Source organism: Pseudoxanthomonas sp. G3 (assembly GCF_057654715.1).
Genome location: NZ_CM172805.1, coordinates 1,794,135 through 1,818,748, shown reverse-complemented (window position 1 = coordinate 1,818,748; position 24,614 = coordinate 1,794,135). Strand labels below are relative to the sequence as shown.

Genomic DNA, 24,614 nt, shown 5'->3' with positions numbered 1-24,614 from the left:
CGCCTCCCCGACTACCCCACAGCACGCCATCGCCATCGTGGACAATCTCCTGAAGCAGTTCGCGCAATCCTCGCAGCTCAGCGGGGGCAACGCCTCCTACGTCGAAGACCTGTACGAGCAGTACCTCGTCGCTCCGGACAGCGTGGGCCCCAAGTGGAAGGCCTACTTCGACGGCTTCAAGGGCCACGAAGCGGGTGACGTTCCGCATTCGGTCGTCATCCAGCAGATCGCCGAGGCTGCCCGCCAGGCCGCCAACAACGGTCATGTCGTGGCTGCCGGCGGCGACGAGCGCGAGCGCAACATCGGCCGCCTGATCACCGCCTACCGCTCTCGCGGCCACCTAGGCGCGCAGATCGATCCGCTGGGCCTGACCCCGCCGGTGAATCCCCCGGACCTGGAACTGTCGTTCCACAACCTGTCCGATCGGGACCTGGACAGCGAGTTCAGCACCGGCAACGTCGGCGGCCACGCCCGCATGAAGTTGCGCGACCTGCTGGCGCGGCTGAAGGCGACCTACACCGGCCCGATCGGTGTGGAATTCATGCACATCTCGGAAGTCGAGCAGCGCCAGTGGCTGTACCAGCGCCTCGAAACCGCCGGCGGCCAGTTCGGCCTGTCCGACGACGCCAAGCGCCGCACGCTCGAGCGCCTGACCGCGGCCGAGGGCCTGGAGCGCTACCTCCACACCAAGTACGTGGGCCAGAAGCGCTTCTCGCTGGAAGGCGGCGACGCGCTGATCCCGTTGCTTGACACCACCATCCGCAGCGCCGGCCAGGGTGGCGTGAAGGACATCGTGGTGGGCATGGCCCACCGCGGCCGACTCAACGTGCTGGTCAATACGCTCGGCAAGAACCCGCGCAAGCTGTTCGACGAGTTCGAAGGCAAGTTCGAACACGACAACAGCCTGGCCCACGCCGGCGACGTGAAGTACCACATGGGTTTCTCCGCCGACATCGCGACCCCGGGCGGCCCCGTCCACCTGGCGCTGGCGTTCAACCCCTCGCACCTCGAGATCGTCGACCCGGTCGTGGCGGGCAGCGTCCGTTCGCGCCAGGAACGCCGCAACGATGCCGCGCGCCAGGCCGTGCTGCCGATCATCATGCATGGCGACGCCGCGTTCGCCGGCCAGGGCGTGGTGATGGAGCTGTTCCAGATGTCGCAGGCGCGCGGTTTCGCCGTCGGCGGCACGCTGCACATCGTCATCAACAACCAGATCGGCTTCACCACCAGCAACAAGGAAGACTCGCGCTCCACGCTGTACTGCACCGACGTGGCCAAGATGGTCGGCGCGCCGGTGTTCCACGTGAACGGCGACGATCCGGAAGCCGTTGTCTTCGTGGCCCAGCTGGCCTACGACTTCCGCCAGCAGTTCAAGAAGGACGTGGTCATCGACCTGGTGTGCTACCGCCGCCACGGCCACAACGAGGCCGACGAACCGGCGGCTACGCAGCCGGTCATGTACCAGACCATCCGCAAGCACGCGACGACGCGCGAGATGTACGCCGCCAAGCTGGAAGGCGCCGGCGTGATCCCGGCCGAGGGCGGCAAGGCAATGGCCGACGAATACCGCAACAAGCTGGATTCCGGCGAAGTCACCACCGAACTGGCCAAGCAGAAGGGCGACGAGTTGGCGATCGACTGGTCGCGCTACCTGTCCGGCAAGCTCAGCGATCCGGTGGATACCAAGGTCAAGCGCAAGTCGCTGGACGCGTTGGCCAAGATCATCACCACGATCCCCGCCGGCGTGGCGCTGCACCCGCGCGTGGCCAAGATCTACGAGGATCGCGTGAAGATGGCCGCCGGCGAACTCCCGGGCGACTGGGGCTTCGCCGAGAACCTGGCCTACGCCACGCTGCTGGCCGAAGGCCACGGCCTGCGCCTGGTCGGCCAGGACGCCGGCCGCGGCACGTTCTTCCACCGTCACGCGATCCTGCACGACCAGAAGACCGACAGCTACTACCTGCCGCTGCGCCAGCTGGTGGAGCAACCCGAGCAGGCCACCGTCATCGATTCGCTGCTGAGCGAAGAAGCGGTGATGGCGTTCGAATACGGCTTCTCGACCACCGATCCCAATACCCTGTGCATCTGGGAAGCGCAGTTCGGCGACTTCGCCAATGGCGCGCAGGTGGTCATCGACCAGTTCATCGCCGCTGGCGAAGCCAAGTGGGGCCGCATCAGTGGCCTCACCCTGCTGCTGCCGCACGGTTACGAAGGCCAAGGCCCGGAGCACAGCTCGGCGCGCCTGGAGCGCTTCCTGCAGTTGTGCGCGCTGGAGAACATGCTGGTCTGCGTGCCGACCACGCCCGCACAGGCCTATCACATGCTGCGCCGGCAGATGCGCATGACCACGCGCAAGCCGCTGGTGGTGATGACGCCCAAGTCGCTGCTGCGCCACAAGCTGGCCGTGTCCACGCTGGACGAACTGGCCAATGGCGAGTTCCAGCACCTGATCCCTGACGCCACCGCCGACGCCAAGAAGGTCAAGCGCGTCGTTGCATGCTCGGGCAAGGTCTACTACGACCTGCTGGAAGATGCACAGAAGCGCGGCCAGGACGACGTCGCCATCCTGCGCATCGAACAGCTGTATCCGTTCCCGCGCGAGCAGTTGGCGGCCGAACTCAAGCGCTACGGCAAGGCCACCGAGGTGGTCTGGTGCCAGGAAGAGCCGCAGAACCAGGGTGCGTGGTACCAGATCAAGCACCATCTGCAAGCCTGCCTGGCCGACAAGCAATCGCTGCATTACGCGGGCCGTCCGCGTTCGCCCTCGCCCGCCGCCGGCCACTTCGCCGAGCACGTCGAGGAACAGCTGAAGCTGGTGGCCGATGCGCTGGTCAACAAGCTCGGCAGCGACAACGTCGCCGAATAAGCACGCACCCCCATTCCAACGAACAACAACACCACCAGGACGCCCCATCCAATGGCCACTGAAGTCAAAGTTCCGGTTCTTCCCGAGTCCGTCTCCGACGCCACCATCGCCGCCTGGCACAAGAAGGTGGGCGATGCGGTCAAGCGCGACGAGAACCTGATGGACCTGGAAACCGACAAGGTCGTGCTGGAAGTGCCCTCGCCCGTCGACGGCGTGCTGAAGGAGATCAAGTTCAAGGAAGGCGACACGGTGACCAGCCAGCAGCTGCTGGCGATCATCGAGGAAGGCGCGGCCGCCGCCGCTCCCGCTCCCGCCGCCGAGGAGAAGACGCCGGCCGCAGGCGCGCAGGAAGTGCAGCCGAAGGCGGAGGCCGCCAAGGCCGACGCCGCCGCGCCGTCCAGCACCAAGCCCGCGCCGGCTGGCGCCGACGCGCTGCCGCCGGGCGCGCGCTTCACCGCGATCACCCAGGGCATCGATCCGGCGAACGTGGAAGGCACCGGCCGCCGCGGCGCCGTGACCAAGGAAGACCTGGTCAACTACGCCAGTGGCAAGACCGCCGGCGTGTCCGGTGGCGCCCGTCCGGAAGAGCGCGTGCCGATGACCCGTATCCGCACGCGCATCGCCGAGCGCCTGATGCAGTCCAAGAACTCCATCGCCATGCTGACCTCGTTCAACGAAGTCAACCTCAGCAAGGTCATGGAAATGCGCAAGGAGCTGCAGGACGACTTCGTGAAGGCCAACGGCATCAAGCTCGGTTTCATGAGCTTCTTCGCCAAGGCCGCCGCCAACGCGCTGCAGCGCCATCCGATCGTCAACGCGTCGGTCGACGGCAACGACATCATCTATCACGGCTATGCCGACATCTCCATCGCCGTTTCCACCGACAAGGGCCTGGTGACCCCGGTGCTGCGCAACGTCGAGCGCATGGGCTTCGGCGACATCGAAAAGGGCATCGCCGAGTACGCCAAGAAGGCGCGCGACGGCAAGCTGGGCCTGGAAGACCTGCAGGGCGGCACGTTCACCATCACCAACGGCGGCACCTTCGGTTCGCTGATGTCCACGCCGATCGTCAACCCGCCGCAGAGCGCCATCCTGGGCATGCACGCCATCAAGGACCGCGCCATCGTCGAGAACGGCCAGGTGATCGCCGCGCCGATGATGTACATCGCACTGTCCTACGACCACCGCATCATCGACGGCAAGGACGCGGTGCTGTTCCTGGTCGACATCAAGAACCAACTGGAAAATCCGCATCGCATGCTCCTGGGCATGTGATGCACTGAGCCCCTCTCCCGGCGGGAGAGGGGTTGGGGGCGCCCCACCAGCAACCCGGGGCCCGTCACGATGAACGAGCCGCAGCGAGTTGTAGAGGCGACCTGTCGGCTGTTCGTTTCCTTTACTCGCTGTGGCTCGCTCACCCCCACATCCACCGGATAAGCGACTGCGGCACCCCTCATCCGGCGCTTCGCGCCACCTTCTCCCGACGGGAGAAGGGAAAAGCAAAGGACCACCAAATGGCTGAACAATTCGACGTCGTCGTCATCGGTGCCGGCCCGGCCGGCTACCACGCCGCCATCCGCGCCGCGCAGCTGGGCATGAAGGTCGCGTGCATCGATGCCGCGCTGGGCAAGGACGGCAAGCCCGCGCTGGGCGGTACCTGCCTGCGCGTCGGTTGCGTGCCCTCCAAGGCGCTGCTCGACTCCTCGCGCCAGTACTGGAACATGAGCCACCTGTTCGGCGACCACGGCATCACCTTCAAGGATGCCAAGATCGACGTCGAGGCGATGGTCGGCCGCAAGGACAAGATCGTGAAGCAGTTCACCGGCGGCATCGCGATGCTGTTCAAGGCGAACAAGATCACCCCTTACTACGGCTTCGGCCAGCTGCAGCCCAGCAACGTCGTCAAGGTCAAGCAGCACGACGGCAGCGAAGTGGAACTCAAGGGCACCAACGTCATCATCGCCTCGGGTTCGGATTCGATCGAACTGCCGTTCGCGAAGTTCGACAACGAGACCATCGTCGACAACGTCGGCGCGCTCGACTTCACCGAGGTACCGAAGCGTCTGGCCGTGATCGGCGCCGGCGTGATCGGCCTTGAACTGGGCAGCGTGTGGAAGCGCCTCGGCGCCGAGGTCGTGATCCTGGAAGCGCTGCCGGATTTCCTGGCCGCCGCCGATACCGAGATCGCCAAGGTCGCCGCGAAGGAATTCAAGAAGCAGGGGCTCGACATCCGCCTTGGCGCCAAGGTCAGCAAGACCGAAGTCACCGGCAAGGGCAAGAAGAAAGAAGTCGTGGTCACCTACAGCGACGCCGAAGGCGAGAAGACGCTGACGGTGGACAAGCTGCTGGTCGCCGTGGGCCGCAAGGCCGCGAGCAAGGGCCTGCTGGCCGACGGCACCGGCGTGAAGCTGACCGAGCGTGGCCAGATCGAAGTCGACGACCACTGCCACACCGGCGTGGACGGCGTGTGGGCCATCGGCGACTGCGTGCGTGGCCCGATGCTGGCGCACAAGGGCTTCGAGGAGGGCATCGCCGTGGCGGAACTGATCGCCGGCCTGCCGGGCCACGTCAATTTCGACACCGTGCCGTGGGTCATCTACACCGAGCCGGAAATCGCCTGGGTCGGCAAGACCGAGCAGCAGCTCAAGGCTGAGGGCGTGCCGTACAAGGTGGGCACGTTCCCGTTCGCCGCCATTGCGCGTGCAGTCGCGATGGGCGAACCGGCCGGCCTGGTGAAGGTCATCGCCCATGAAGAAACCGACCTGATCCTGGGCCTGCATGCCGTCGGCGTGGGCGTGTCGGAACTGGTCCACGAAGGCGTGATCGCGATGGAGTTCAAGGGCTCGGCCGACGACCTCGCGCGCATCTGCCACGCGCACCCGACCCTGTCGGAAGCCATCCACGACGCCGCGATGGCCGTACACAAGCGTTCGATCCACAAGGCCAACTGAGGCCCGCACGGCGGCCGCGCGAACGCGGGGCCGCTGAGACACCGCATGCGCCAGGCGAAGCCTGGCGTTTTGCGTTTCAGACAACACGCACTACAGGACAGCGACATGAAGAGCATCTGCGTCTACTGCGGCTCCAACGCCGGCAGCAAGCCCGCCTACACCGAACGCGCGATCGCCCTCGGCGACCGCATCGCCAAGGAAGGCCTGCAGCTGGTCTACGGCGGCGGCAACGTCGGCCTGATGGGCATCGTCGCCGACGCGGTACTGGCGGCCGGCGGTGAAGTCATCGGTGTGATCCCCGAGCAACTGGTGGGCTGGGAAGTGGCACACAAGGGCGTCACCCGGCTGGAAGTGGTCGCCAACATGCACGAGCGCAAGAAGCGCATGTTCGACCTGTCCGACGCCTTCGTCGCCCTGCCCGGCGGCTTCGGCACGCTGGACGAGATGTTCGAGATGCTGACCTGGCGCCAGCTCGGCATCGGCGACAAGCCCTGTGCCTTCCTCGACGTGGAAGGCTTTTACACGCCGCTGATGGGCATGATCGACCGCATGGTGGAGGAGCGCTTCCTGCACCCGGAACAGCGCAACGACCTGTGGCACGGCGACGACCTCGACGCGATGATCGCCTGGATGCGCGCCTACTCCCCGGCGCAGGCCGACAAGTGGATGGACGACAAGCGGAGGAAGTCGCTGCGGTGATGGTGGCTGCGGTAGTTTCCCTGCTGGAATCGCCAGTCGCTGGGTCCCGGCTTTCGCCGGGATGACGAGTACCGTTGTTTGCGATCCACCAGCTTGGAAAAGGCGCTGCCAAAGCGCCGAGTGTCCTCACTCCACCGCTGGCCGTCATCCCGGCGAAAGCCGGGACCCAGCGACTGGCGCTTGGCCGGGTCTCGTAACAACGCCAATATCCAGATCGAAGGAACGCAATACACCACGGAGCATACGATGCGGGAAAGGATTCCCTGCGTTTACATTCTGGCGAGCAAACGCAACGGCACGCTGTACGTCGGCGTCACTTCCAACCTACCCTCTCGCATATGGCAGCATAAGAATGACCTAGCCACCGGATTCACCCAGCGCTATCGCGTACATATGCTGGTCTGGTACGAGATCCACCCGACCATGCAAGCTGCCATCATCCGTGAGAAAGCGCTGAAGGAATGGAAGCGCGCATGGAAGATCCAACTTATCGAAGATCGGAATCCATATTGGCATGACCTGAGCAACGAGCTTGCGTGAGTGCTCCATCGCCGAAGCCTACCGCGGTTCCGACCAAAGTCGCAGGATCTTGCCTTTGCTTTTCCTTGATCTGACCGCAAGAATCGTAGTCACTGGGTCCCGGACTTCGCCGGGATGACGAGCAGGCTATGACCCTCCCCACCGCCTTCAACGCCTTCCGCATCCACAACGACGACGCTGGCTATCGCGCGGGCATCGAGACGCTGACGCTTGACGGATTGAATCCCGGCGAAGTGGTCATCAAGACCGCGTACTCTTCGGTCAACTACAAGGATGCGCTCGCCGGTACCGGCGAAGGCAAGATCCTGCGGCGCTTCCCGCTGGTGGGCGGCATCGATGTCGCGGGGCATGTGGTGGCCTCGACCGATCAGGCCTTCAAGGAAGGCGATGCCGTGCTCGTCACTGGCTGCGGTCTCAGCGAGACGCGCGATGGCGGCTATGCCGAGTACGCGCGCCTGGAAGCGCAGTGGGTCATTCACCTGCCAGCGGGCCTGAGCCTGCGCGAGAGCATGATCCTCGGTACGGCCGGCTTCACCGCCGCGCTCGCGTTGTTCCGAATGCGCGAGAACCGGCAGACGCCCGAGCTGGGGCCGCTGGCGGTCACCGGCGCCACCGGCGGTGTGGGCTCGCTGGCCGTGGACATCTTCAGCAAGGCGGGGTTCGAGGTGCACGCGATCAGCGGAAAGCCGGAAAACAGCGACTATCTGACGTCCATCGGGGCCAGCCAGGTGCTTGGACGCGACGCCCTCGCCACAACGCGCCCCATGGAGTCGGCACGCTTCGGCGGCGGTCTGGACAACGTTGGCGGCCCGATGCTCGCCAGCCTGCTGGCGCAGACCACGCCCTACGGTAACGTCGCCACCGCGGGCCTTGCCGCCAGTCACGACCTGCCCACCACGGTGATGCCCTTCATCATCCGCGGTGTCTCGCTGCTGGGCGTGGCCTCGGCGGGCACCGCGCGGGACATCCGCGAGGCGGTCTGGGCCCACCTGGCCAGCGACTGGAAGCCGGCCCATCTGGACACCATCTGCACGCGTGAAACCACCCTGGACGGCCTGCCCGAGGTCTTCCGGGCCATGCTGGCCGGACAGTCCTTTGGTCGCACGCTCGTGCGAATGGGATGAACGGCAGTGGCGGCGCGACGGGCGTCGCGCCCTGGCCGCCATCCCCATTTGTCTTGTCCCAAAGTCGCTCTACAATCCTCGGCGGGGACAACTTGGGGAACTCCATGGCAAAGATTCTGATCGTCGACGATTCACCGTCGCAGCTGCTGGGCATCCAGCGTATCGTCGAGAAACTCGGGCACGAATCCATCACCGCCGAAGATGGCGCCGCGGGCGTGGAAGTCGCCAAGCGCGAGCTGCCGGACATGGTCCTGATGGACGTGGTGATGCCCAACCTGAATGGGTTCCAGGCCACCCGTACCCTGAGCCGCGAGGCGACGACCAAGCACATCCCGGTGATCCTGGTGACCACCAAGGACCAGGACACGGACCGCATGTGGGGCCTGCGCCAGGGCGCCAAGGCCTACCTGACCAAGCCGTTCTCGGAAGACGAACTGGCGGAGGTCATCGAGCGCATCTTCAACGCCCGCGAACTGCCCTCGCCGCCTTCGGCCTGAGCACAGACCGCGCGGCATGCACAAAGAGCAGGCCCCCGCATGCTCTTTTCGTTTCCGCCCTCACCGCGGCGCCGCATAGCCGCCCCGCACGCCGCGCGGCGACAGCACCAACTGCCACAACTGGGAACGGCGGCTGCGGAACGTGGCCATCGACGCGCTCAGGTAGTAGCGCCACATCCGACGGAAGCGCGCGTCGTAGCGCGCATCCAGCCGTTCCCACGCCGCCTCCACGTTGCCCCGCCAGGCCTGAAGCGTGCGGTCGTAGTCGGCCCCGAAGCTGTGCCAATCCTCCAGCACGAAGCGTCCCTCGACCGCGTGTGCGATCTGTGCAGCGGACGGCAGCATCGAGTTCGGGAAGATGTAGCGCGCGATCCACGGATCGGTCCGGTGCACCGATCGGTTCGTGCCGATGGTATGCAGCAGGAACAGGCCGTCAGCGGGCAGGCAGCGGCGAACCACATCGAAGTACGTCGCGTAGTTCTTCACCCCGACGTGCTCGAACATGCCCAGCGAGAATGCGGCATCGAAACGCTCGTCCAGGTCGCGATAGTCCTGCAGACGGATCTCGACAGGCAGCCCCCTGCACAGGCGGCGCGCGTACTCGGCCTGCTCGGAAGAGATGGTCACGCCGACGCCGGTGACGCCGTAGCGTTCGGCGGCGAACTTCAGGGCCTCGCCCCACCCGCAGCCGATGTCGAGTACCCGCATGCCGGGCGCAAGGCGCAACTTGCGGCACACCAGGTCGAGCTTCGCTTCCTGGGCCGCGTCGAGGTCCTGCGCGTCGCGCCAGTAGGCGCAGCTGTACACCAGGCGACGCCCGAGCATGGCGGCATACAGGTCGTTGCCGAGATCGTAGTGGCGACGCCCCACCTCACCGCTGCGGCGACGCGACTGCAGGTTGGTCAGGCGCGCGCGTAGCGCATCGAAGAGCTCGCCTGGCCCATGCACGCGCTCGTCCAGTCGTGCGTCCAGCAGGCGGAACAGCAGACCGTCGAGTGCATCGGCGTCCCACCAGCCATCCATGTAGCTCTCTCCCAGCCCCAGCGAGCCTTGCCCGAGCACGCGCGCATGCACGCGAGAATCGTGCGCCCGGAAATCCCAGGGTCTGTCGCCATCGATCCGCACGTCCGCTTCGGCCAACAGGGTTCGCATCCTGTGCTCGAAGCGGGCGTGGGGCATGGCGGGCTCAGCGGGCGAACAGCCCCGCGTACTCCGGAGCGACGTGCGGCAGCAGGACGCTGGCGGGGACGTCCACCGTCTGCGTGCCATCCGCGTACGGGCCCACCTGATAAGGCGGGAACACGAAGCGCAGCGCGGTGATGTGGCCGGCAGCGTCCAGGACGGGTACAAATTCGCTGAAGTTGGAGGGCTCGGGCTCCGTGCCCTCATCGATCATCCGCGAGGTGCTCTTGATGAGCGCGGCGCGGTCGGTGGCCGCCAGTTCGTCCTCGTCGGCCCGCGTGACCACGGCGGTGTGCAGTTGCTCACGTACGTAGTCGCTGATCGCCTGCCAACCCTTCGGGTCCGGCACCAGCGCGGCGGAGGTCAAACGCTTGTCCTGCTGCGGCAACCAGACGAAGCGCGCGATGAGCGGCTGGCCGTGTGCGCCGCCGGTGTACCGGCTGCCGTCGGCCGCGATCGCGACGATCTGCGGCGTGTCCACGACCTGTTCGAAAGCCAACGACAGCTCATAGGGCGCGGTGGGCTTGTCGTTGCCGAAAGCATCGACTGCCTCCATCAGTTCGGCACGCTCGGCGGCCGCATAGTCGGACAACGCCTTCGCCAGGCCTGGGTACCGGTCGGCGGCGGGGGGATAGCTGATGCCGACCACGTATCGGTCGGTCGTCTCAATGGCGTCCTTCAGCGCCACGGGTGCGGTGGCCGTTCCCGTCGGCGCAGTGGCCGCGGGCGGGGTGCCATCGCCGGGTGCCGCGGGTGCGGATTCGCGCTTGCAGGCAGCCAGGAAAACTGTCGCACAAACGGCCAACAGGGCCGCGCGCGCCAGGGGGGAGGACTTGCTGGGGGACACTTCGGGCTCCTTCCGCGTGTGTGATGGGCGTCATTCTAGGGCGCACCACCCTCGCCCTCCAGCCGATTCAGCCCTCGACCAGACCGGCGTACTCAGGATGCCGCTGGACGTAAGCGGCGGAGTAGGAGCACGCCGGGACCACCCGCCAGCCTTGCGCGCGCGCCAACTCCAACGCCGCCTTCACCAGCGCCGCGGCCACGCCGCGCCCACCGATTTCGTCCGGGACGCCGGTGTGGTTGATGGTCATCCGTCCGTCCCGGAGCGAATACAGCAATTCGGCCTCGTAGCCGTCCACCGAGGTGTGGAACCGGTGGGCATCGGCATCGTGATGCACGTCTGGGGAAGGCGCGTCGGGGGTCATGGCATCTCCGTGGCGGGGGGCTCATCGGCATTGTGACCCAATGCCCAGGGTCGATCGGGGCAAAACTGACGCAACACGTCACATTCATCCTTGTGAACGGTTTCTTCGCGCAACTGAAACGTGATCCGGTTCGCGAAACCGAAGTTGGCACGATTGCTGCGTGTACCGGGCCATAGACCCGCACTTCGGAGTTCCGCCATGAGCCTGATCGAAGAAATGCCCGACGTCTCCAACGCCAGCGATTTCACGCTGCTGGAGGGCCTGTTCCAACTTACCGTCACGGGCCACACCAGCGATTGGGAATTCGAGCGTCTCAACAACGCCGTCTACGAACGCCTGATGTCCGCCTACTCCAGCGCCGAGATCGGCAGCGTGCACGCCGTGCACTCGCTGGTGGACTGAGCCGCAAACGCTTTTTACCGGGTGCTCCGGCGCGGCGCAGGGGTCCGCCTTCGGGTGCGACTGCCGCGCCGGAGTCCCGTCCCTCCCGGCCTCGCCGGAGGCCCTGATATACCCCACTCCTGTCGTGAGAGCCGTGGCCTCAGTCGCCGCGGTGATCGCGCTTGCCCTGATTGCGCCGATCCTGCGTCCCGGAACTGCCCTGGATCGCCTTCAGCCGGCTTTCGGCCGCGTGGAGTTCCACGGCCTTGTCTGCGGCTTCCGTCGAGACGAACCCGGCGCCCGGCGCGGCCCCGTGTGCGTTCTCATCGAGTTGCTGCCACGGCGCCTGCTGGCGATCGTGCTCCTGCTTCTGCTCCAGTAGCGCACGTGCATTGGCCAGCGCCTGATCGGGCGTGATCTTTTCGGGCGGGCGCTTGCGTGCCACGGCTTTTCGGGGCTCGGGCGTGGCCTTGCGAACCTCCGCCGCACGCGGCGTGACGGCGGCTTTCGTCACTTTCTTCCCGGCCTTCTCAAGGGTCTTCTTCACCACGGCCTTGCGCGCGGTCTTCGTCGCCGTCTTTTTCACAGGCCCGGGTTTCCCCACGACCTTGCGCGATGTCTTCTTCGCCGCAGCCTCATTCGCGGCCTTGCGCACCGGAGTCGTCTTCACCGTCTTCGTCGCGGTCTTGCCTGCCGCCTTTTTCGCCGCTCGGGTCGGCGTCTTCTTCACCGCCTTCGCAACCGTTTTCTTCACCGCTTTCCTGGCCGCTGTCTTGCCCGTCGCCTTGCGTGCCGTTGCCATGCGCTGCTCCACGTGGGGACATGGAGCCGGGATAACACGGCTCACCTTCAGTGCGGGTGAGCGCGACGGCAAGGGCCACTTAACCGAAGCTGGGACGCGACAGCGCCTCGAGAAAGTGCGTCAGCACGCGCGGCTCCATCGCGATCAGGAACAAGACGCCATACGCGGCGCCGGCGAGGTGCGCGCCATGGTTGATGTTGTCGCCGCCGCGACGGTCCATCCAGATGCTGTAGGCGATGTAGAGCACCGCGAACACGATCGCCGGCATCGGGATGAAGAACACGCCGATCATCGCCCAGGGATCGATCAGGATGTAGGCGAACAACACGGCGGACACCGCACCGGACGCACCCAGGCTGCGGTAGTTCGGGTCCTTCTGGTGCTTCAGGTACGTGGGCAGGATCGACACCACGAGCGCCGAGAAGTAGAACGCCACGAAGGTCAGACGCGTCCCGCTGAGCTGGGTGATGATCTCCTCCATCAACCGGCCGAAGAAGAACAGCGTGACCATGTTGAACAGCAGGTGCCAGAAATCGGCGTGGACGAAGCCGTAGGTCACCAGACGATCGTACTGGCGGTGGCGGTCGATCGCCGGTGGCCACAGGATCAGCCGCATCAGCAGCGACGGGGTGCGGAAAGCGACGAAGCTGATCACGCAGGTGACCGCGATCAGCAGCAGGGTGATCGGTGCGCTCATCGTGTCCTCAGGCCGCAGTGCGATAGTTGTCCTGCATCGGATAAGTCCGCGCGTACAGCGCGAACGCCAGCGCCGCCACGAAGGCGAAACCGGCGAAGAAGAACATCAGGAAGGCGTTCTCGGTCCAGCCCTGCGATTGGATCCAGCCGATCACCGCCGGGTCGCGCACGCTGGCGTTCGTCAGCAGCACCCACAGCCCGCCGAAGGTGCTGGTCAGGTACCAGAACGCCATGATTACGCCCTTCATCGCCATCGGCGCTTGGCTGTAGGCGAACTCCAGCGCCGTCGCCGACACCAGCACCTCGCCGAAGGTCAGCAGCAGGTACGGCAGCGTCTGCCACGCCAGCGACACCTGCTCGCCCTCGTCCATCTGCAGCTGCAGCAGGCCCGCGACGATCCACGACAGCGCGGAAATCGCGATGCCCCACCCCATCCGACGCAATGCCGTGACGTTGAAGCCCATCTTCCGCAGCGCCGGGTACAGCACCAGGTTGTTGAACGGAATCAGCAGCATGACCATCAGCGGATTCAGCGCCTGCATCTGGGTGGCGTCCTTTACCAGCCAGCTCGGCCACCACCAGAGGTCATGTGGAATCACCATCGCCTTGCCCTGGATGACCCAGGTGGAGGCTTTCTGGTCGAACAGCGACCAGAACGGCGTGACCAGCGCGAACACGATCAGGATCCGCAGCACCGAGCGCACGCCTTCGATGGCGGCATCCGGATGCAGGCCGCGCGCGCGCTCGAGCTGAAGCGAGGCGCCGAAGCCGACACCGGCGATGATCGCGCCCAACGCCAGGCACGCCGTGATGACGAACCCCCATGCCTCGGGCCAGATTCCGACCCCTGCGAACTTCAGCGCCCATAGCGCCAGCATGGCCACGGCGCCGACGATGCCGACGGCGGCGACCCACGTGCCGATGCCTGCGCCCATGCCCAGCAGCGCGCTGCGCACGATGGTGAGGAAGGCGTCCGGATCGGTCCCGCGCGACGGCGGCACGTTGACGTACTTCTTGCGGCCCGCCCAAAAGATCAGCGTGGCGATGAACATCAGGATGCCCGGGATGCCGAACGCCCAGGCCGGTCCCCAGCTGCGCAGCACCAGCGGCATCAGCAGCGAGGCGAAGAACGAACCGAAGTTGATGATCCAGTAGAAGGCATCGAAGACGACCTTGGCCTTGCTCTTGTTGGTCTGGTCGAACTGGTCGCCGCAGAAGGTGACCACCAGCGGTTTGATGCCACCCGAGCCCAGCGCGATCAGGAACAGGCCCGTATAGAAGCCGGTCGCGTTGCTTTCGAACATCGCCAGACATGCGTGGCCGGCGCAGTAGATCAGCGAGAACCACAGGACGGTGTTGTACTTCCCGAAGAAACGGTCGGAGAGCCAACCGCCGAGCAGCGGGAAGAAGTACACGCCGATGACGAAGCTGTGGAACAGGTCTTTCGCCGCGCCTTCGCGCGCCGCCTGGTCCGGCAGATAGGCCAGCAGCACCGAGCTGATCAGGAAGGGCACCAGGATGTTGCGCATCCCGTAGAAGCTGAACCGCTCGCACGCCTCGTTACCGATGATGTAGGGAATCTGGCGGGGCATGCGGCCCTGGCTGGCTTCTGCGGTCGTGCTCATCCGATCTTCCGGTGAAAAATTTCCGGAAGGTTACCGTATCCCCCCGCGACGGGTCGAACCGCCACGGCGCGGACACACGGGCGCAACGGGGACTGGGACTGACCGCGATTGCCGGGCATCATGCGCGCTGCCCTGTTCAGGATATGACCATGTCGCGCCTGCCCTGCATCATGCTGCTGCTCGCCCTCGCACCGCTCGCGCATGCCCAGTCGACGCTGACCACGGTGTCGGAACGTTCGGGGTTCGTGGACACCGGCCGCTACGACGAGGTCATCGCCCTCTGCGACGCGTTCGCGCGCCAGTATCCCAAGGCCGTGCGTTGCACCACGTTCGGCACCACGCCCGAAGGCCGACCGATGAAGGCCATCGTCGCTTCCACCAGCGGCGCCCTGACCCCCGAGCAGGCGCAGCGCCGCCAGTTGCCGGTGGTGCTGGTCCAGGGCGGCATCCACGCGGGCGAGATCGATGGCAAGGACGCGGGCTTCCTCGCGCTGCGCGAAGTGCTGGAAGGCAAGGCGGCATCCGGCGCACTGGACAAGCTGGTATGGGTGTTCGTGCCGGTCTTCAACGTCGACGGCCATGAGCGTTTCGGCGTATGGAATCGCCCGAACCAGCGCGGACCGAGGGAAATGGGGTGGCGCACCACCGCGCAGAACTACAACCTCAACCGCGACTACGTGAAGGCCGACACCGCCGAGATGCAGGCCATGCTGCAGCTGGTGCAGCGCTGGGATCCTATCGTCGCGGTCGACCTGCACGCGACCAACGGCGCGCAGTTCGAACACGACATCTCCATCCAGGTCGAACCCGTGCACGCTGGCGATGCCGGCCTGCGCCAGGCCGGCCTCACGCTGCGCACCGCCGTCATCGACGACCTGGCCAAGCAAGGCTCGCTGCCCCTGCCCTACTACCCGTCGTTTGTCGTGAATGACGATCCCACCTCGGGCTTCGAGGACGGCGTGCCACCGCCGCGCTTCTCGCACGGCTATTTCCTGCTGCGCAACCGCATCGGCATGCTGGTGGAAACGCATTCCTGGAAGGAATACCCGGTACGCGTGCGCATCACCCGCAACACCGTCGTCTCGGTGCTGGAACACGTCGCCCGTGACGGCGCCGCCTGGCAGGCGGCCGCGAAGCAGGCCGATGCGGCGGCCAAGCAGCTGGCCGGCAACGCCGAACCCCTGACCTGGGTCGCGGCACCGACCGCACGCACGGTCGACTTCCGCGGCTACGCGTACACGCGCGCGAAGTCCGATGTGTCCGGTGCGCTGATGACGCGCTACGACGAAACCACGCCGCAGATCTGGAAGGTGCCGCTGAAGGACGAGATCCGCCCGGGCATCGTCGTGGATGCGCCGCGCGGTGGCTATCTGGTGCCTGCAGCGGAAGCCGCATGGGTGGCGCCGCTACTGAAGATGCATGGCATCGACTACCGCCTGCTGGGCAAGGCCTGGCAGGGCGATGCGCAGGTGTTCCGGGCGACCAAGAGCAGCTTCGGTGGCACATCGGTCGAAACCCACCAGCGCCTGACGGTCGAAGGCGACTGGACGCGCGAAACCCGCAGCACGCCCACCGGCGCGCTGTTCGTGCCGATCGCCCAACCCAAGGCCCGCCTGGTGATAGCGTTGCTGGAACCGAAAGCGCCGGATTCGCTGCTCGCCTGGGGCCGCTTCAACAATGCGTTCGAGCGCAAGGAATACATGGAAGACTACGTGGCCGAAACCGTCGCGCGCGAGATGCTGCGCGACCCGGCGGTGAAAGCCGAGTTCGAACGCCGGCTGCGCGAAGACAAGGCTTTCGCGGACGATCCCGCCGCACGGCTGGAGTTCTTCTACCGTCGTCATCCTTCGTGGGACGAGCGCTACCAGCTGTACCCGGTGCTGCGCGTGGATGCGACGCCCTGAAAAAGCGCCGCCGCGCATAGGCGTGATCGTCAGCCCAGGCGCATCACCCCGTAGCGCGGCGCCGCGTTGCCGCAGGTCGTCGCGGTCAGCGGCGCACCCATCTCGGCCAGCACGGCACGCTGTTCCGGCAATGGCGTGCGCAGGGTGCGGTCTTCGAACGCCGCCAGCCTGGCGAATGCGGGCAGGGCCAGCGCACGCTCTAGGAAGGCCGCCACGCGTGGCCAGCGCTGCGGGTCCACGTGGTACTTCACGAACGCAGCGTTGCGGAAGAAGCTGGCCACACTGATGTCGGCAATCGACAGCGCGCCGAAGATCCAGCCTTCGCCCGGCACCCGCGCTTCGAGATAGTCCAGCGCGACCGGCAATTCCTCTTCGCGCGCCTTGCGGACCACGTCCTCGTCGGTGCCTTCGTTGAACAGGAAACGCCGCACGCCCTTCTGGAAGAACATCCGCCAGATCACCACGTCGCCGAGATAGGAATCCGCGTACTCCTCCAGCCAACGCGCCTGCGCGCGTTGCACCGGATCGGCGGGATACAGCGACGGAGTGGGGAACCTGTCCTGCAGGTATTCGCAGATCACCGTGGAATCGTTGAGGACCAGGTCGCCATCGATCAGGACCGGGATGCGACGCAACGGACTGAGCCGACTGAACTCCTCATCACCCACGAACGGCGCGATCGGATCGATGCGATAAGGGACGCCCTTCAGGTCCAGGCACACCAGCACCTTTCGCACATAGGGCGAGATGTAGTTGCCGATGATCGTCAGCGGTTCGGTCATGTCCCTGCTCCGTCGAAGTCCCGACGCAGGGTGCGCACTCGGCGCGGCCGGGTCAACCCAGGGCGGTATCCAGCGCCATCATCAGGCAGAAGCCGATGGCCAGGCCCCAGGAGGCGATCGCGCCATGCCCGTGGCGGTTGGATTCGGGAATGACGCTGTGCCCCACGGCGATCAGCATCGCGCCGGCTGCAAACGCCAGTCCCCATGGCAGCAGGATCGATGACAGCCCCACGGCCCATGCGCTGGGCACGGCCGCCAGCGGCTCGGCCACGCCCGACAGCGTGCCGATGAAGACCGCCTTGCTGCGCGCCATGCCGGCGGTGGCGAGCACGAGCGCCACCACCAGGCCTTCGGGGATGTCCTGCAAGGCGATGCCCATGGCCAGGCCCTCTGCCCCGCTGAGGCGACCGCCCGCCGACACGCCCACCGCCATGCCTTCCGGCACGTTGTGCAGCACGATCGCCAACACGAACAGCATCACCCGTGACGACACCAGATGCCGCTGCGCATCCAGCGGATCATCGACGAGCATGCGGTCCATCATCAGCAGCACGCCCGCACCCAACAGCACGCCGCCGCTGACGAGCGCCGCGGCGCCCCAAGGCGAGTAGCCTGCGCCAGTCGCGGCTTCAAGACCCGGAAGGACCAGCGAGAACGCGGTGGCCGCCAGCATCACGCCGGCACCGAAGCCCAGCAGGCCATCGGAGACGCGCTGCGGGATGGATCGCACAACCAGGACCGGCAGCGCACCGAGCGCGGTGGCCAGTGCACACAGCGCGCCGCCGCGTAGCGCTTGTCGCACGCCGGCGGCGGCGGGGTTCGACGGGATCTCGGCCACGCACCATACCGCGGCCACGATGATCGCGGCCACGGCCAGCAGGTAGGGCCAGGCGGTCTGCGTGCGGGTGTAGGCGAACGGCTGCAGGACGCGGTTCATGCCGGGGGCTCCGGGACACGGTGCGTTTCGTCGTAAGTCCGCATCCTAGCGCCGCTGCAGCGGCGGGCGTCATCGCAAAACTGAATCGCTGCGATGGAGGCGTTCAATCCAGGCCAGCCTCACCCGCGCCGCGCGTACTTCCAGTTGCGCGTCTTGCCCTCGGCCAACCAGGCGATGGCCTGTTCGAGCCGGCGCGTGCGGGTCTCCGCGCGCTTGGCGTCGGTGATCCACTCGATGTAATCGCGACGCGCGCTCGGGCTGAAACCGTCGAACGATTTTTTCGCGGCGGCATTCCCCGCCAGCGCATCGCGCAGGTCCGCCGGCACACGCAGCGCGGGCTTGGTGGCGCGAGGCGTGCGAGTGGTACCAGGCTTCGCCCCGGCGTCGATCAGCGCCATCGCCTTGCGGATCAGCGAGACCAGGGTGCGCCGCGCTGGAAAGTCGCGGACCGTCGTCATCTTGCCGAAGCTGCCCATGCCCGTGCGCTCACCGGTCTCCATTACCTGGGCGTGCTGCCAGAAGCCGAACGAAGCATGCTGCTTGAACGCCGCCATGCTGCAGAGGATGCGTCCGCCGTACTGGAACGTCGGCATGCCCCACTTCACCGTTTCCTCCACCTGCGGGCATGCCTCGTGCACCACGGCACGCGCATGCGCGAGGATCGGCTGGGCGAACCCGGCCGCCTGGGCGATGTAGGCATCGATGCGCGGATCGGTCGTCGGCATGTCGGACTTCCCTTGGGCTGGCGCACTGTAGCGCGGCACGCTCCATCCCCGCATTGACGATCCATTACACGAGGGATAGCTATGCTGGGCCACCTCGAACGCGGGAGCGCCCTCGATGATCCGTCCCCTTCTGGCCATCGCCTGGTTGGCGCTGGCAGCGTGCACGCCACGCCCCGCCACCGATCCGGGCCAACCCGTGCCTGGACCCGCAACCGACACGCCACGGCCGCCCGCCACCATCGAAGGTCGGGCCACCTATCTCGAACGGATTGCCCCGCCGCCCGGCGCGCGCTTAAGCGTGCAACTGGTGGACGCGCAGCTGGCCGATACGCCGGCCGCCGTGGTCGCCAGCCAGGAGTTCACCGACCTGCCGGGACCGCCCTACGCGTTCTCGCTGACCTACGACCCGGCCAAGCTGCGACCCAACGGCCGCTACGGCCTGCATGCCGGGCTGCGGGATGGGCAAGGCAAGCTGTGGTTCGTCACCGACACGCGCGTGCCCGTCACGCTGGGCGCGACAACCCCGGTCGAGTTCCGCATGGTGCGCGCCGGTGGCGACCCCGTGCCGCCGAACGGCTCACCCTGGGACCAGGCGAAGGCGCGTGGCATCGTCTTTCGCGGTATCGGGACCGAACCGGGCTGGCTGGTCGAAGTCGGTGCCGGTGCCACGCCGCCGCTGCATGCCGAACTCGACTATGGCGAACGCCAGATCGACGTGGCGCATCTGGAACGCATCCCCGATGGCTATCGCGGCAAAATGGCCGACCAGACGACGGTATCGCTGACCACTCGGCGTGAGGCCTGCAGCGACGGCATGAGCGACACCGCATACCCGGCCTCTGCGACGCTTGTCGTCGGCGACCGGACCTACCGCGGTTGCGGCCGCTTCCTGACCGAATGAGTTCCCGATGAGCCGACGTTCCCGCCGCCGCCAAGCCTCCGGCCTACGCCTGCCCCTGCTCGCTTTTGTCGCCCTGCTGCTGATCGGCGCAGGCGCGTGGTGGTGGACGCAGCGGAGCGATGTCCCGGATGCGCCGACGCCCGAGGTAGCACAGCAGATCGGCGATCCGCAACGCGTGAACGAGGCGCTGTCGCTGCCGCCGGTCGAACAGACGCGGCCCGGCGCGTTGGCTGGCGAGGTACCGGCCGTGGCGCCGACACCTGCGCCAACCACACCCACACCCTCGGCAGCCGCACTGCCCGCCTTCCTGCCGCCGGAAGCCCGCATCACGCTGGACCTGATCCAGCGCGGCGGTCCGTTCCCGCACCGGCAGGATGGCGCGGTGTTCCAGAACCGCGAAGGCCGGCTGCCGCGCCAGGCGCGTGGTTACTACCACGAGTACACGGTGGACACGCCCGGCCTGGACCATCGCGGCGCGCGGCGCATCGTCACCGGCGGCACGCCGCCGAGCGAGTACTACTACACGGACGACCACTACGACAGTTTCCGCCGGTTCGAGATCGGTGAGGGCACCGCACCATGAGCGATTCCGGCTTCGATCCCGGCCTGACCGATCCCGCGCATGCGGGCGTGTTCTTCGTCACCGAAGACGATCTCGGCGCGCTCGCCGCCGTCGGCCGCGATGCAGGACTGCTGGCCCGCCGGGTGGACCTCTCCGGTTGCGACGGCAAGGCCGCGCTGCTGCTGCGCATCGCCACGGTGCTGGACTTCCCGGACACGTCCGGGCGCAACTGGGATGCCCTGTCCGACAGCCTGCGCGATCTGTCATGGCTGCCGGCGCCGGGCTATGTGCTGCTGTTCGAGGAAGCCCACGCGTTGCGCGAACACAACGAAGCCGACTTCGACACGCTGCTGGACATCCTGGACGAAGCTTCGCAGGCCTGGGCCGCGGACGAGGTGCCGTTCTGGGCCTTCATCGCCCTGCCGGAAGAGCATTTCCCCGACCTGCAGTAGGTTTCCGGCGGCCGGCGCGCCGATCTGCGAAAATGCCGCATGCTCGATTTCAAACATCTCCCGCTGGCGCCCGGCCTGCAGCAGGGCGTCGACGCGCTCGGTTACACCCAGCCGACCCCCATCCAGGCGCAGAGCCTGCCCGCCATCCTCGACGGCCGCGACGTCATCGCGCAGGCGCCGACCGGCAGCGGCAAGACCGCCGCGTTCGGCATCGGCCTGTTGCACCGGCTCGACCTGGGCATCGTGCGCACGCAGGCGCTGGTGCTGTGTCCCACGCGCGAACTGGCCGACCAGGTCGCGCAGCAGATACGCAAGCTGGCCGTCGGCCTGCCCAACCTGAAAGTGCTGACCCTGTGCGGCGGTTTGCCGCTGGAACCGCAGATCCGTTCGCTGGAGGCGCACGACCCGCACGTCGTCGTCGGCACGCCTGGCCGCATCCAGGAGCTGCTGCGCAAGAAGGTGCTGCACCTGGGCGGCGTGCGCACGCTGGTGCTGGACGAAGCGGACCGCATGCTCGACATGGGATTCGAGGAGCCGATCCGCGAGATCATCGGCAAGACGCCGAAGGACCGGCAAGGCCTGCTGTTCTCGGCCACGTTCGATGATGCGATCCGCACGATCGCACGCACTACATTGCGCGACCCGCTCGAAGTCACCGTCGACGGACCGCAGGAACGCGCCGCCATCGAACAGCGCTTCGTGCAGGTCGAACCCGCGCGCAAGCAGATAGCGCTGGCGGCACTGATCGCGCAGCAGCGCATCGAGACCTGCGTGGTGTTCTGCAACATGCGCAAAGACGTGGACGAGGTCGCCGGCTCGCTGCAGCACTTCGGCTTCTCCGCCCTCGCCCTGCACGGCGACATGGAGCAGCGCGACCGCGACGAAGTGCTGGTGCGCTTCGCCAACCGCAGCTGCAACGTGCTGGTAGCCAGCGACGTGGCCGCCCGCGGCTTGGATATCGAAGACCTGGGCCTGGTGGTCAACTTCGACATGCCCAGCGATGCCGATACCTACATCCACCGCATCGGCCGTACCGGCCGCGCCGGCCGCGATGGTTTGGCGATCAGCCTGTGCACCCCGCGCGAACTGCCCCGCGCGACAATGCTGGAAGAACGCCTCGGCGCCCCCCTGCTATGGGACCGCAACGTGCCTACCGCGCCCAAGGCGCATGCCGCACCGCCGGCGGCCATGACCACGCTGCGCATCGATGCGGGCAAGACCGACAAGCTGCGCCCGGGCGATGTGCTCGGTGCGTTGACCGGCGACGCCGGCCTGTCGGCCACCGCCATCGGCAAGATCAACGTCTTCCCTACCCGCACCTATGTGGCGGTCGCGCGCGACCAGGCCGCGGCCGCGCTGGCCCGGCTCAATGCCGGCAAGATCAAGGGCCGCAGCTTCCGCGTCCGCAAGCTTTGACGCGCACAAACAAAAACGCCGGCGCTTGCGCACCGGCGTTTTCTTGAACCGTCGGGTTCAGGGCTGGATTACAGCGCCTGCACCTGGTCGGCCTGCATGCCCTTCTGGCCCTGCACGGCGACGAAGGTGACCTGCTGGCCTTCCTTCAGCGACTTGAAGCCATTGCCCTGGATCGAGCGGAAGTGCACGAACAGGTCGGGGCCGCTCTGCGGGGTGATGAAGCCGAAGCCCTTGGCGTCGTTGAACCACTTGACGGTGCCGGTCTGACGTTCAGACATCTTTACTAACTCCTGAAACATGGATGAAAGGACCACAATTCCAGCATGGGCTGGAACGGGACTGGGTTTGCAGGCGTTGGTAAAGCGGGAAGATGTAGCAGATGTATCTACCGCATCAGGCTCACGATTCACGGTGACCCTGGCAAGCACAGTGCCGCGCACTCTACCGGGCTTTTCAAGTAAAAGCGAATCCCTTTTCCGAGAAAGCTGAACAGGCGTCTCCCCGGGCGGGGCTGTAACCGCTTGCAAGCGACGGCGGGCGGGCCGCGCGGCCAGCGTATGATGGCGCCCCTTTAGCCGAACCCCTGCCATGGCGCTCAAGTCCACCGTCGTCAAAGCCGAACTGCAGATCAGCGACATGGACCGGCATTACTACGGCACCCATGGGCTGACCCTCGCCCAGCATCCCTCCGAGACCGACGAACGGCTGATGGTGCGCCTGATCGCCTTCGCCCTGATGTCGCAGGATCGTCTGGAATTCGGCAAGGGCCTCAGCAACGAGGAGGAGCCCGACCTGTGGCGCAAGGACTACACCGGGCTGATCGAGCAGTGGATCGACCTTGGCCAGCCTGACGAATCGCGTATCCGCAAGGCCTGCGGGCGGGCCAACGAGGTGATCGTGGTCAACTACGGGGGCCGTGCCGCCGATCTCTGGTGGGACAGGAATGCGGCCTTGCTGGCCCGCCACCGCAACCTGACCGTGCTGGACATCGCGCCGGAGTCGGTCGCGGCGATCACGGCCCTCATGGTGCGCAGCATGCGCTTCCACGTGATGATCCAGGACGGCGAGATGCAATGGATGACCGACGAGCAGGTGGTCAGCGTCGTGCCGACCGTCCGCCAGGCGGGTCTCGCCCGGGCCGCCTGACCGCATGGTGCCCACCCACGACGTACTGGTGGTCGGAGGCGGTGCGGCCGGCCTGATGGCCGCCCTGACCGCCGGCCAGCGGGGCCTGCGCGTGCTGGTCGTGGAGCACGCCAACAAGGTCGGCAAGAAGATCCTGATGTCCGGCGGCGGGCGCTGCAACTTCACCAATACCGGCACCGCGCCGGCCAACTTCATCTCCGCCAATCCGCACTTCTGCAAGTCGGCGCTGGCGCGCTACACGCCGGGCGATTTCATCGGACTGGTCGAGCGGCACCGCATCGCTTACCACGAGAAGGAACTCGGGCAACTGTTCTGCGACGTCTCGTCGAAACTGATCGTGAAGCTGCTGGTGGACGAATGCCTGGCTGCCGGCGTGCGTATCGAAACCGACTGCAGTGTCGGCGGCGTCGAGCAGGCGGACGGCGTGTTCCGCCTGGACACGACGCTGGGACGCGTGGCCGCGCCCTCGCTGATCGTGGCCACCGGCGGACTGTCCATCCCGAGCATGGGCGCCACCGGCTTCGGCTACGACCTGGCGCGGCGGTTCGGGCACGACGTGCTGCCGACCCGCGCCGGCCTGGTGCCGCTCACGCTGAGCGGCAAGCATCAGGAACGCCTGGCGGACCTGAGCGGCGTGTCGTTCCCGGTGGAAGCACGCTGCGGCAAGGCGCGCTTCCGCAACTTCATGCTGCTGACCCACCGCGGCGTCAGCGGCCCGTCGATCCTACAGATCTCGTCCTACTGGCAGCCGGGCGACGACCTGCGCCTGGACCTGCTGCCGGACCGCGACACGCTGGCATGGCTGCAGGCGCAACAGCAGCAGCGGCCGGATGCCGAACTGAAGACCGTCCTGGCCGACGCCTTGCCGCGCCGTTTCGCCCAGCGCCTGTGCGAGGTCTGGATGTCCAACCGTCCGATGAGGCAGTTCAATGCGCCTCAGCTGAAAGAAGCGGCGACGCTGCTTTCCGATTGGCCGCTGGTCGCCAGTGGGACCGAGGGCTATCGCACCGCCGAAGTCACCCTCGGGGGCGTGGACACCGACGGCGTCTCCAGCAGCACGATGATGTCCAAGCGCGTGCCGGGCCTGTTCTTCGTCGGCGAAGTGCTCGACGTCACCGGCTGGCTGGGCGGCTACAACTTCCAGTGGGCGTGGGCATCGGGCCATGCTGCGGGCATGGCCGCCTGACGCAGTGCGGCGTTTCTCTGAGGAGCCGGTTT

25 protein-coding genes are annotated in these 24,614 nt (G+C 66.6%); 15 read left to right on the top strand and 10 right to left on the bottom strand.

Annotation, left to right across the window (positions count from 1 at the left end; all coding sequences use genetic code 11):
* Positions 1-37: 37 nt before the first annotated feature.
* The 7 genes from AC23D6_RS08755 to pilH all read left to right on the top strand — a co-directional run bounded on the left by AC23D6_RS08755 (position 38) and on the right by pilH (position 8,677).
* Positions 38-2,866 (top strand): 2-oxoglutarate dehydrogenase E1 component, encoded by a 2,829-nt coding sequence (locus tag AC23D6_RS08755; RefSeq protein ID WP_487752369.1) that lies wholly within the window; start codon positions 38-40, stop codon positions 2,864-2,866.
* Positions 2,867-2,917: 51 nt separating this feature from the next.
* A complete protein-coding gene (gene sucB / locus AC23D6_RS08750; RefSeq protein WP_487752368.1) occupies positions 2,918-4,141 on the top strand; it encodes a dihydrolipoyllysine-residue succinyltransferase in 1,224 nt (407 codons plus the stop codon).
* A 239-nt stretch (positions 4,142-4,380) separates the two neighbouring features.
* Positions 4,381-5,817 (top strand): dihydrolipoyl dehydrogenase, encoded by a 1,437-nt coding sequence (gene lpdA / locus AC23D6_RS08745; RefSeq protein WP_487752367.1) that lies wholly within the window; start codon positions 4,381-4,383, stop codon positions 5,815-5,817.
* Between the two features lie 105 nt (positions 5,818-5,922).
* Positions 5,923-6,516: an LOG family protein gene (locus tag AC23D6_RS08740; protein ID WP_487752366.1), complete on the top strand. Its 594-nt coding sequence runs from the start codon at positions 5,923-5,925 to the stop codon at positions 6,514-6,516.
* Between the two features lie 93 nt (positions 6,517-6,609).
* On the top strand, positions 6,610-7,056 hold the full coding sequence (locus AC23D6_RS08735; protein ID WP_487752365.1) for a GIY-YIG nuclease family protein: 447 nt from the start codon (positions 6,610-6,612) through the stop codon (positions 7,054-7,056).
* 128 nt (positions 7,057-7,184) lie between these two features.
* Positions 7,185-8,180: an oxidoreductase gene (locus tag AC23D6_RS08730; protein WP_487752364.1), complete on the top strand. Its 996-nt coding sequence runs from the start codon at positions 7,185-7,187 to the stop codon at positions 8,178-8,180.
* A gap of 104 nt (positions 8,181-8,284) precedes the next feature.
* Positions 8,285-8,677, top strand: coding sequence for a twitching motility response regulator PilH (pilH, locus tag AC23D6_RS08725; protein WP_093297747.1), 393 nt, complete (start codon positions 8,285-8,287; stop codon positions 8,675-8,677).
* A 60-nt stretch (positions 8,678-8,737) separates the two neighbouring features.
* On the opposite strand, the gene cfa is transcribed toward pilH, so the two are convergent.
* The 3 genes from cfa to AC23D6_RS08710 all read right to left on the bottom strand — a co-directional run bounded on the left by cfa (position 8,738) and on the right by AC23D6_RS08710 (position 11,067).
* Positions 8,738-9,829, bottom strand: coding sequence for a cyclopropane fatty acyl phospholipid synthase (cfa, locus tag AC23D6_RS08720; RefSeq protein WP_487752363.1), 1,092 nt, complete (start codon positions 9,827-9,829; stop codon positions 8,738-8,740).
* A 34-nt stretch (positions 9,830-9,863) separates the two neighbouring features.
* Complete coding sequence (locus AC23D6_RS08715; protein ID WP_487752362.1) at positions 9,864-10,706, bottom strand: DUF3298 and DUF4163 domain-containing protein; 843 nt, start codon at positions 10,704-10,706, stop codon at positions 9,864-9,866.
* A gap of 67 nt (positions 10,707-10,773) precedes the next feature.
* Positions 10,774-11,067 carry a GNAT family N-acetyltransferase gene (locus AC23D6_RS08710; RefSeq protein WP_487752361.1) on the bottom strand — a complete coding sequence of 98 codons (294 nt, stop codon included), beginning with the start codon at positions 11,065-11,067 and terminating at the stop codon, positions 10,774-10,776.
* A 198-nt stretch (positions 11,068-11,265) separates the two neighbouring features.
* Here AC23D6_RS08710 and AC23D6_RS08705 point away from each other — a divergent pair, with 198 nt between their 5' ends.
* Complete coding sequence (locus AC23D6_RS08705) at positions 11,266-11,469, top strand: hypothetical protein (RefSeq protein WP_487752360.1); 204 nt, start codon at positions 11,266-11,268, stop codon at positions 11,467-11,469.
* Between the two features lie 139 nt (positions 11,470-11,608).
* On the opposite strand, the gene AC23D6_RS08700 is transcribed toward AC23D6_RS08705, so the two are convergent.
* The 3 genes from AC23D6_RS08700 to AC23D6_RS08690 all read right to left on the bottom strand — a co-directional run bounded on the left by AC23D6_RS08700 (position 11,609) and on the right by AC23D6_RS08690 (position 14,571).
* Positions 11,609-12,250, bottom strand: a complete 642-nt coding sequence (locus tag AC23D6_RS08700) for a hypothetical protein (protein ID WP_487752359.1) — start codon at positions 12,248-12,250, stop codon at positions 11,609-11,611.
* Positions 12,251-12,329: 79 nt separating this feature from the next.
* Positions 12,330-12,947, bottom strand: a complete 618-nt coding sequence (locus AC23D6_RS08695; protein ID WP_487752358.1) for a rhomboid family intramembrane serine protease — start codon at positions 12,945-12,947, stop codon at positions 12,330-12,332.
* A 7-nt stretch (positions 12,948-12,954) separates the two neighbouring features.
* Positions 12,955-14,571, bottom strand: coding sequence for a POT-type proton-dependent oligopeptide transporter (locus tag AC23D6_RS08690; RefSeq protein WP_487752357.1), 1,617 nt, complete (start codon positions 14,569-14,571; stop codon positions 12,955-12,957).
* Positions 14,572-14,714: 143 nt separating this feature from the next.
* Between AC23D6_RS08690 and AC23D6_RS08685 the strand changes: the two genes are divergently transcribed.
* Entirely contained in the window at positions 14,715-16,475 is a 1,761-nt protein-coding gene (locus tag AC23D6_RS08685; protein WP_487752356.1) for a M14 family metallopeptidase, read from the top strand.
* A 29-nt stretch (positions 16,476-16,504) separates the two neighbouring features.
* Here AC23D6_RS08685 and AC23D6_RS08680 read toward each other — a convergent pair whose 3' ends face one another.
* The 3 genes from AC23D6_RS08680 to AC23D6_RS08670 form a co-directional block, all read right to left on the bottom strand.
* Positions 16,505-17,257 carry a glutathione S-transferase family protein gene (locus AC23D6_RS08680; RefSeq protein WP_487752355.1) on the bottom strand — a complete coding sequence of 251 codons (753 nt, stop codon included), beginning with the start codon at positions 17,255-17,257 and terminating at the stop codon, positions 16,505-16,507.
* A gap of 52 nt (positions 17,258-17,309) precedes the next feature.
* Positions 17,310-18,194: a ZIP family metal transporter gene (locus AC23D6_RS08675; RefSeq protein WP_487752354.1), complete on the bottom strand. Its 885-nt coding sequence runs from the start codon at positions 18,192-18,194 to the stop codon at positions 17,310-17,312.
* Between the two features lie 119 nt (positions 18,195-18,313).
* A complete protein-coding gene (locus tag AC23D6_RS08670; protein WP_487752353.1) occupies positions 18,314-18,919 on the bottom strand; it encodes a YdeI/OmpD-associated family protein in 606 nt (201 codons plus the stop codon).
* A gap of 115 nt (positions 18,920-19,034) precedes the next feature.
* Between AC23D6_RS08670 and AC23D6_RS08665 the strand changes: the two genes are divergently transcribed.
* From AC23D6_RS08665 to dbpA, 4 genes are read left to right on the top strand one after another with little or no spacing between them, the layout of a single operon-like run.
* Positions 19,035-19,820: a YbaY family lipoprotein gene (locus tag AC23D6_RS08665; protein WP_487752352.1), complete on the top strand. Its 786-nt coding sequence runs from the start codon at positions 19,035-19,037 to the stop codon at positions 19,818-19,820.
* 7 nt (positions 19,821-19,827) lie between these two features.
* The gene (locus AC23D6_RS08660; protein WP_487752351.1) at positions 19,828-20,403 is read left to right on the top strand and encodes a guanyl-specific ribonuclease; all 576 of its coding nucleotides are present in this window, start codon (positions 19,828-19,830) and stop codon (positions 20,401-20,403) included.
* Positions 20,400-20,834 carry a barstar family protein gene (locus tag AC23D6_RS08655; protein ID WP_487752350.1) on the top strand — a complete coding sequence of 145 codons (435 nt, stop codon included), beginning with the start codon at positions 20,400-20,402 and terminating at the stop codon, positions 20,832-20,834. The genes AC23D6_RS08660 and AC23D6_RS08655 overlap by 4 nt, the downstream gene beginning before the upstream one ends.
* A gap of 39 nt (positions 20,835-20,873) precedes the next feature.
* Entirely contained in the window at positions 20,874-22,250 is a 1,377-nt protein-coding gene (gene dbpA, locus AC23D6_RS08650) for an ATP-dependent RNA helicase DbpA (protein ID WP_487752349.1), read from the top strand.
* Between the two features lie 68 nt (positions 22,251-22,318).
* Here the strand turns inward: dbpA and AC23D6_RS08645 are convergent, their stop codons facing one another.
* Positions 22,319-22,528: a cold-shock protein gene (locus tag AC23D6_RS08645; protein ID WP_487752348.1), complete on the bottom strand. Its 210-nt coding sequence runs from the start codon at positions 22,526-22,528 to the stop codon at positions 22,319-22,321.
* A 310-nt stretch (positions 22,529-22,838) separates the two neighbouring features.
* On the opposite strand from AC23D6_RS08645, the gene AC23D6_RS08640 reads away from it, so the two are divergent.
* Both AC23D6_RS08640 and AC23D6_RS08635 read left to right on the top strand, forming a co-directional pair.
* On the top strand, positions 22,839-23,396 hold the full coding sequence (locus AC23D6_RS08640) for a YaeQ family protein (RefSeq protein ID WP_487752347.1): 558 nt from the start codon (positions 22,839-22,841) through the stop codon (positions 23,394-23,396).
* A gap of 4 nt (positions 23,397-23,400) precedes the next feature.
* Complete coding sequence (locus AC23D6_RS08635) at positions 23,401-24,582, top strand: BaiN/RdsA family NAD(P)/FAD-dependent oxidoreductase (RefSeq protein ID WP_487752346.1); 1,182 nt, start codon at positions 23,401-23,403, stop codon at positions 24,580-24,582.
* Positions 24,583-24,614 lie beyond the last annotated feature (32 nt).

What these genes read in the sequence shown, in the direction of transcription:
- sucB (WP_487752368.1), top strand. Translation starts at nt 2,918, where the DNA reads ATGGCCACTGAAGTCAAAGTTCCGGTTCTTCCCGAGTCCGTCTCCGAC.
- lpdA (WP_487752367.1), top strand. Translation starts at nt 4,381, where the DNA reads ATGGCTGAACAATTCGACGTCGTCGTCATCGGTGCCGGCCCGGCCGGC.
- AC23D6_RS08740 (WP_487752366.1), top strand. Translation starts at nt 5,923, where the DNA reads ATGAAGAGCATCTGCGTCTACTGCGGCTCCAACGCCGGCAGCAAGCCC.
- AC23D6_RS08730 (WP_487752364.1), top strand. Translation starts at nt 7,185, where the DNA reads ATGACCCTCCCCACCGCCTTCAACGCCTTCCGCATCCACAACGACGAC.
- pilH (WP_093297747.1), top strand. Translation starts at nt 8,285, where the DNA reads ATGGCAAAGATTCTGATCGTCGACGATTCACCGTCGCAGCTGCTGGGC.
- cfa (WP_487752363.1), bottom strand. Translation starts at nt 9,829, where the DNA reads ATGCGAACCCTGTTGGCCGAAGCGGACGTGCGGATCGATGGCGACAGA.
- AC23D6_RS08710 (WP_487752361.1), bottom strand. Translation starts at nt 11,067, where the DNA reads ATGACCCCCGACGCGCCTTCCCCAGACGTGCATCACGATGCCGATGCC.
- AC23D6_RS08705 (WP_487752360.1), top strand. Translation starts at nt 11,266, where the DNA reads ATGAGCCTGATCGAAGAAATGCCCGACGTCTCCAACGCCAGCGATTTC.
- AC23D6_RS08700 (WP_487752359.1), bottom strand. Translation starts at nt 12,250, where the DNA reads ATGGCAACGGCACGCAAGGCGACGGGCAAGACAGCGGCCAGGAAAGCG.
- AC23D6_RS08695 (WP_487752358.1), bottom strand. Translation starts at nt 12,947, where the DNA reads ATGAGCGCACCGATCACCCTGCTGCTGATCGCGGTCACCTGCGTGATC.
- AC23D6_RS08690 (WP_487752357.1), bottom strand. Translation starts at nt 14,571, where the DNA reads ATGAGCACGACCGCAGAAGCCAGCCAGGGCCGCATGCCCCGCCAGATT.
- AC23D6_RS08685 (WP_487752356.1), top strand. Translation starts at nt 14,715, where the DNA reads ATGACCATGTCGCGCCTGCCCTGCATCATGCTGCTGCTCGCCCTCGCA.
- AC23D6_RS08680 (WP_487752355.1), bottom strand. Translation starts at nt 17,257, where the DNA reads ATGACCGAACCGCTGACGATCATCGGCAACTACATCTCGCCCTATGTG.
- AC23D6_RS08675 (WP_487752354.1), bottom strand. Translation starts at nt 18,194, where the DNA reads ATGAACCGCGTCCTGCAGCCGTTCGCCTACACCCGCACGCAGACCGCC.
- AC23D6_RS08670 (WP_487752353.1), bottom strand. Translation starts at nt 18,919, where the DNA reads ATGCCGACGACCGATCCGCGCATCGATGCCTACATCGCCCAGGCGGCC.
- AC23D6_RS08665 (WP_487752352.1), top strand. Translation starts at nt 19,035, where the DNA reads ATGATCCGTCCCCTTCTGGCCATCGCCTGGTTGGCGCTGGCAGCGTGC.
- AC23D6_RS08660 (WP_487752351.1), top strand. Translation starts at nt 19,828, where the DNA reads ATGAGCCGACGTTCCCGCCGCCGCCAAGCCTCCGGCCTACGCCTGCCC.
- AC23D6_RS08655 (WP_487752350.1), top strand. Translation starts at nt 20,400, where the DNA reads ATGAGCGATTCCGGCTTCGATCCCGGCCTGACCGATCCCGCGCATGCG.
- dbpA (WP_487752349.1), top strand. Translation starts at nt 20,874, where the DNA reads ATGCTCGATTTCAAACATCTCCCGCTGGCGCCCGGCCTGCAGCAGGGC.
- AC23D6_RS08645 (WP_487752348.1), bottom strand. Translation starts at nt 22,528, where the DNA reads ATGTCTGAACGTCAGACCGGCACCGTCAAGTGGTTCAACGACGCCAAG.
- AC23D6_RS08640 (WP_487752347.1), top strand. Translation starts at nt 22,839, where the DNA reads ATGGCGCTCAAGTCCACCGTCGTCAAAGCCGAACTGCAGATCAGCGAC.
- AC23D6_RS08635 (WP_487752346.1), top strand. Translation starts at nt 23,401, where the DNA reads ATGGTGCCCACCCACGACGTACTGGTGGTCGGAGGCGGTGCGGCCGGC.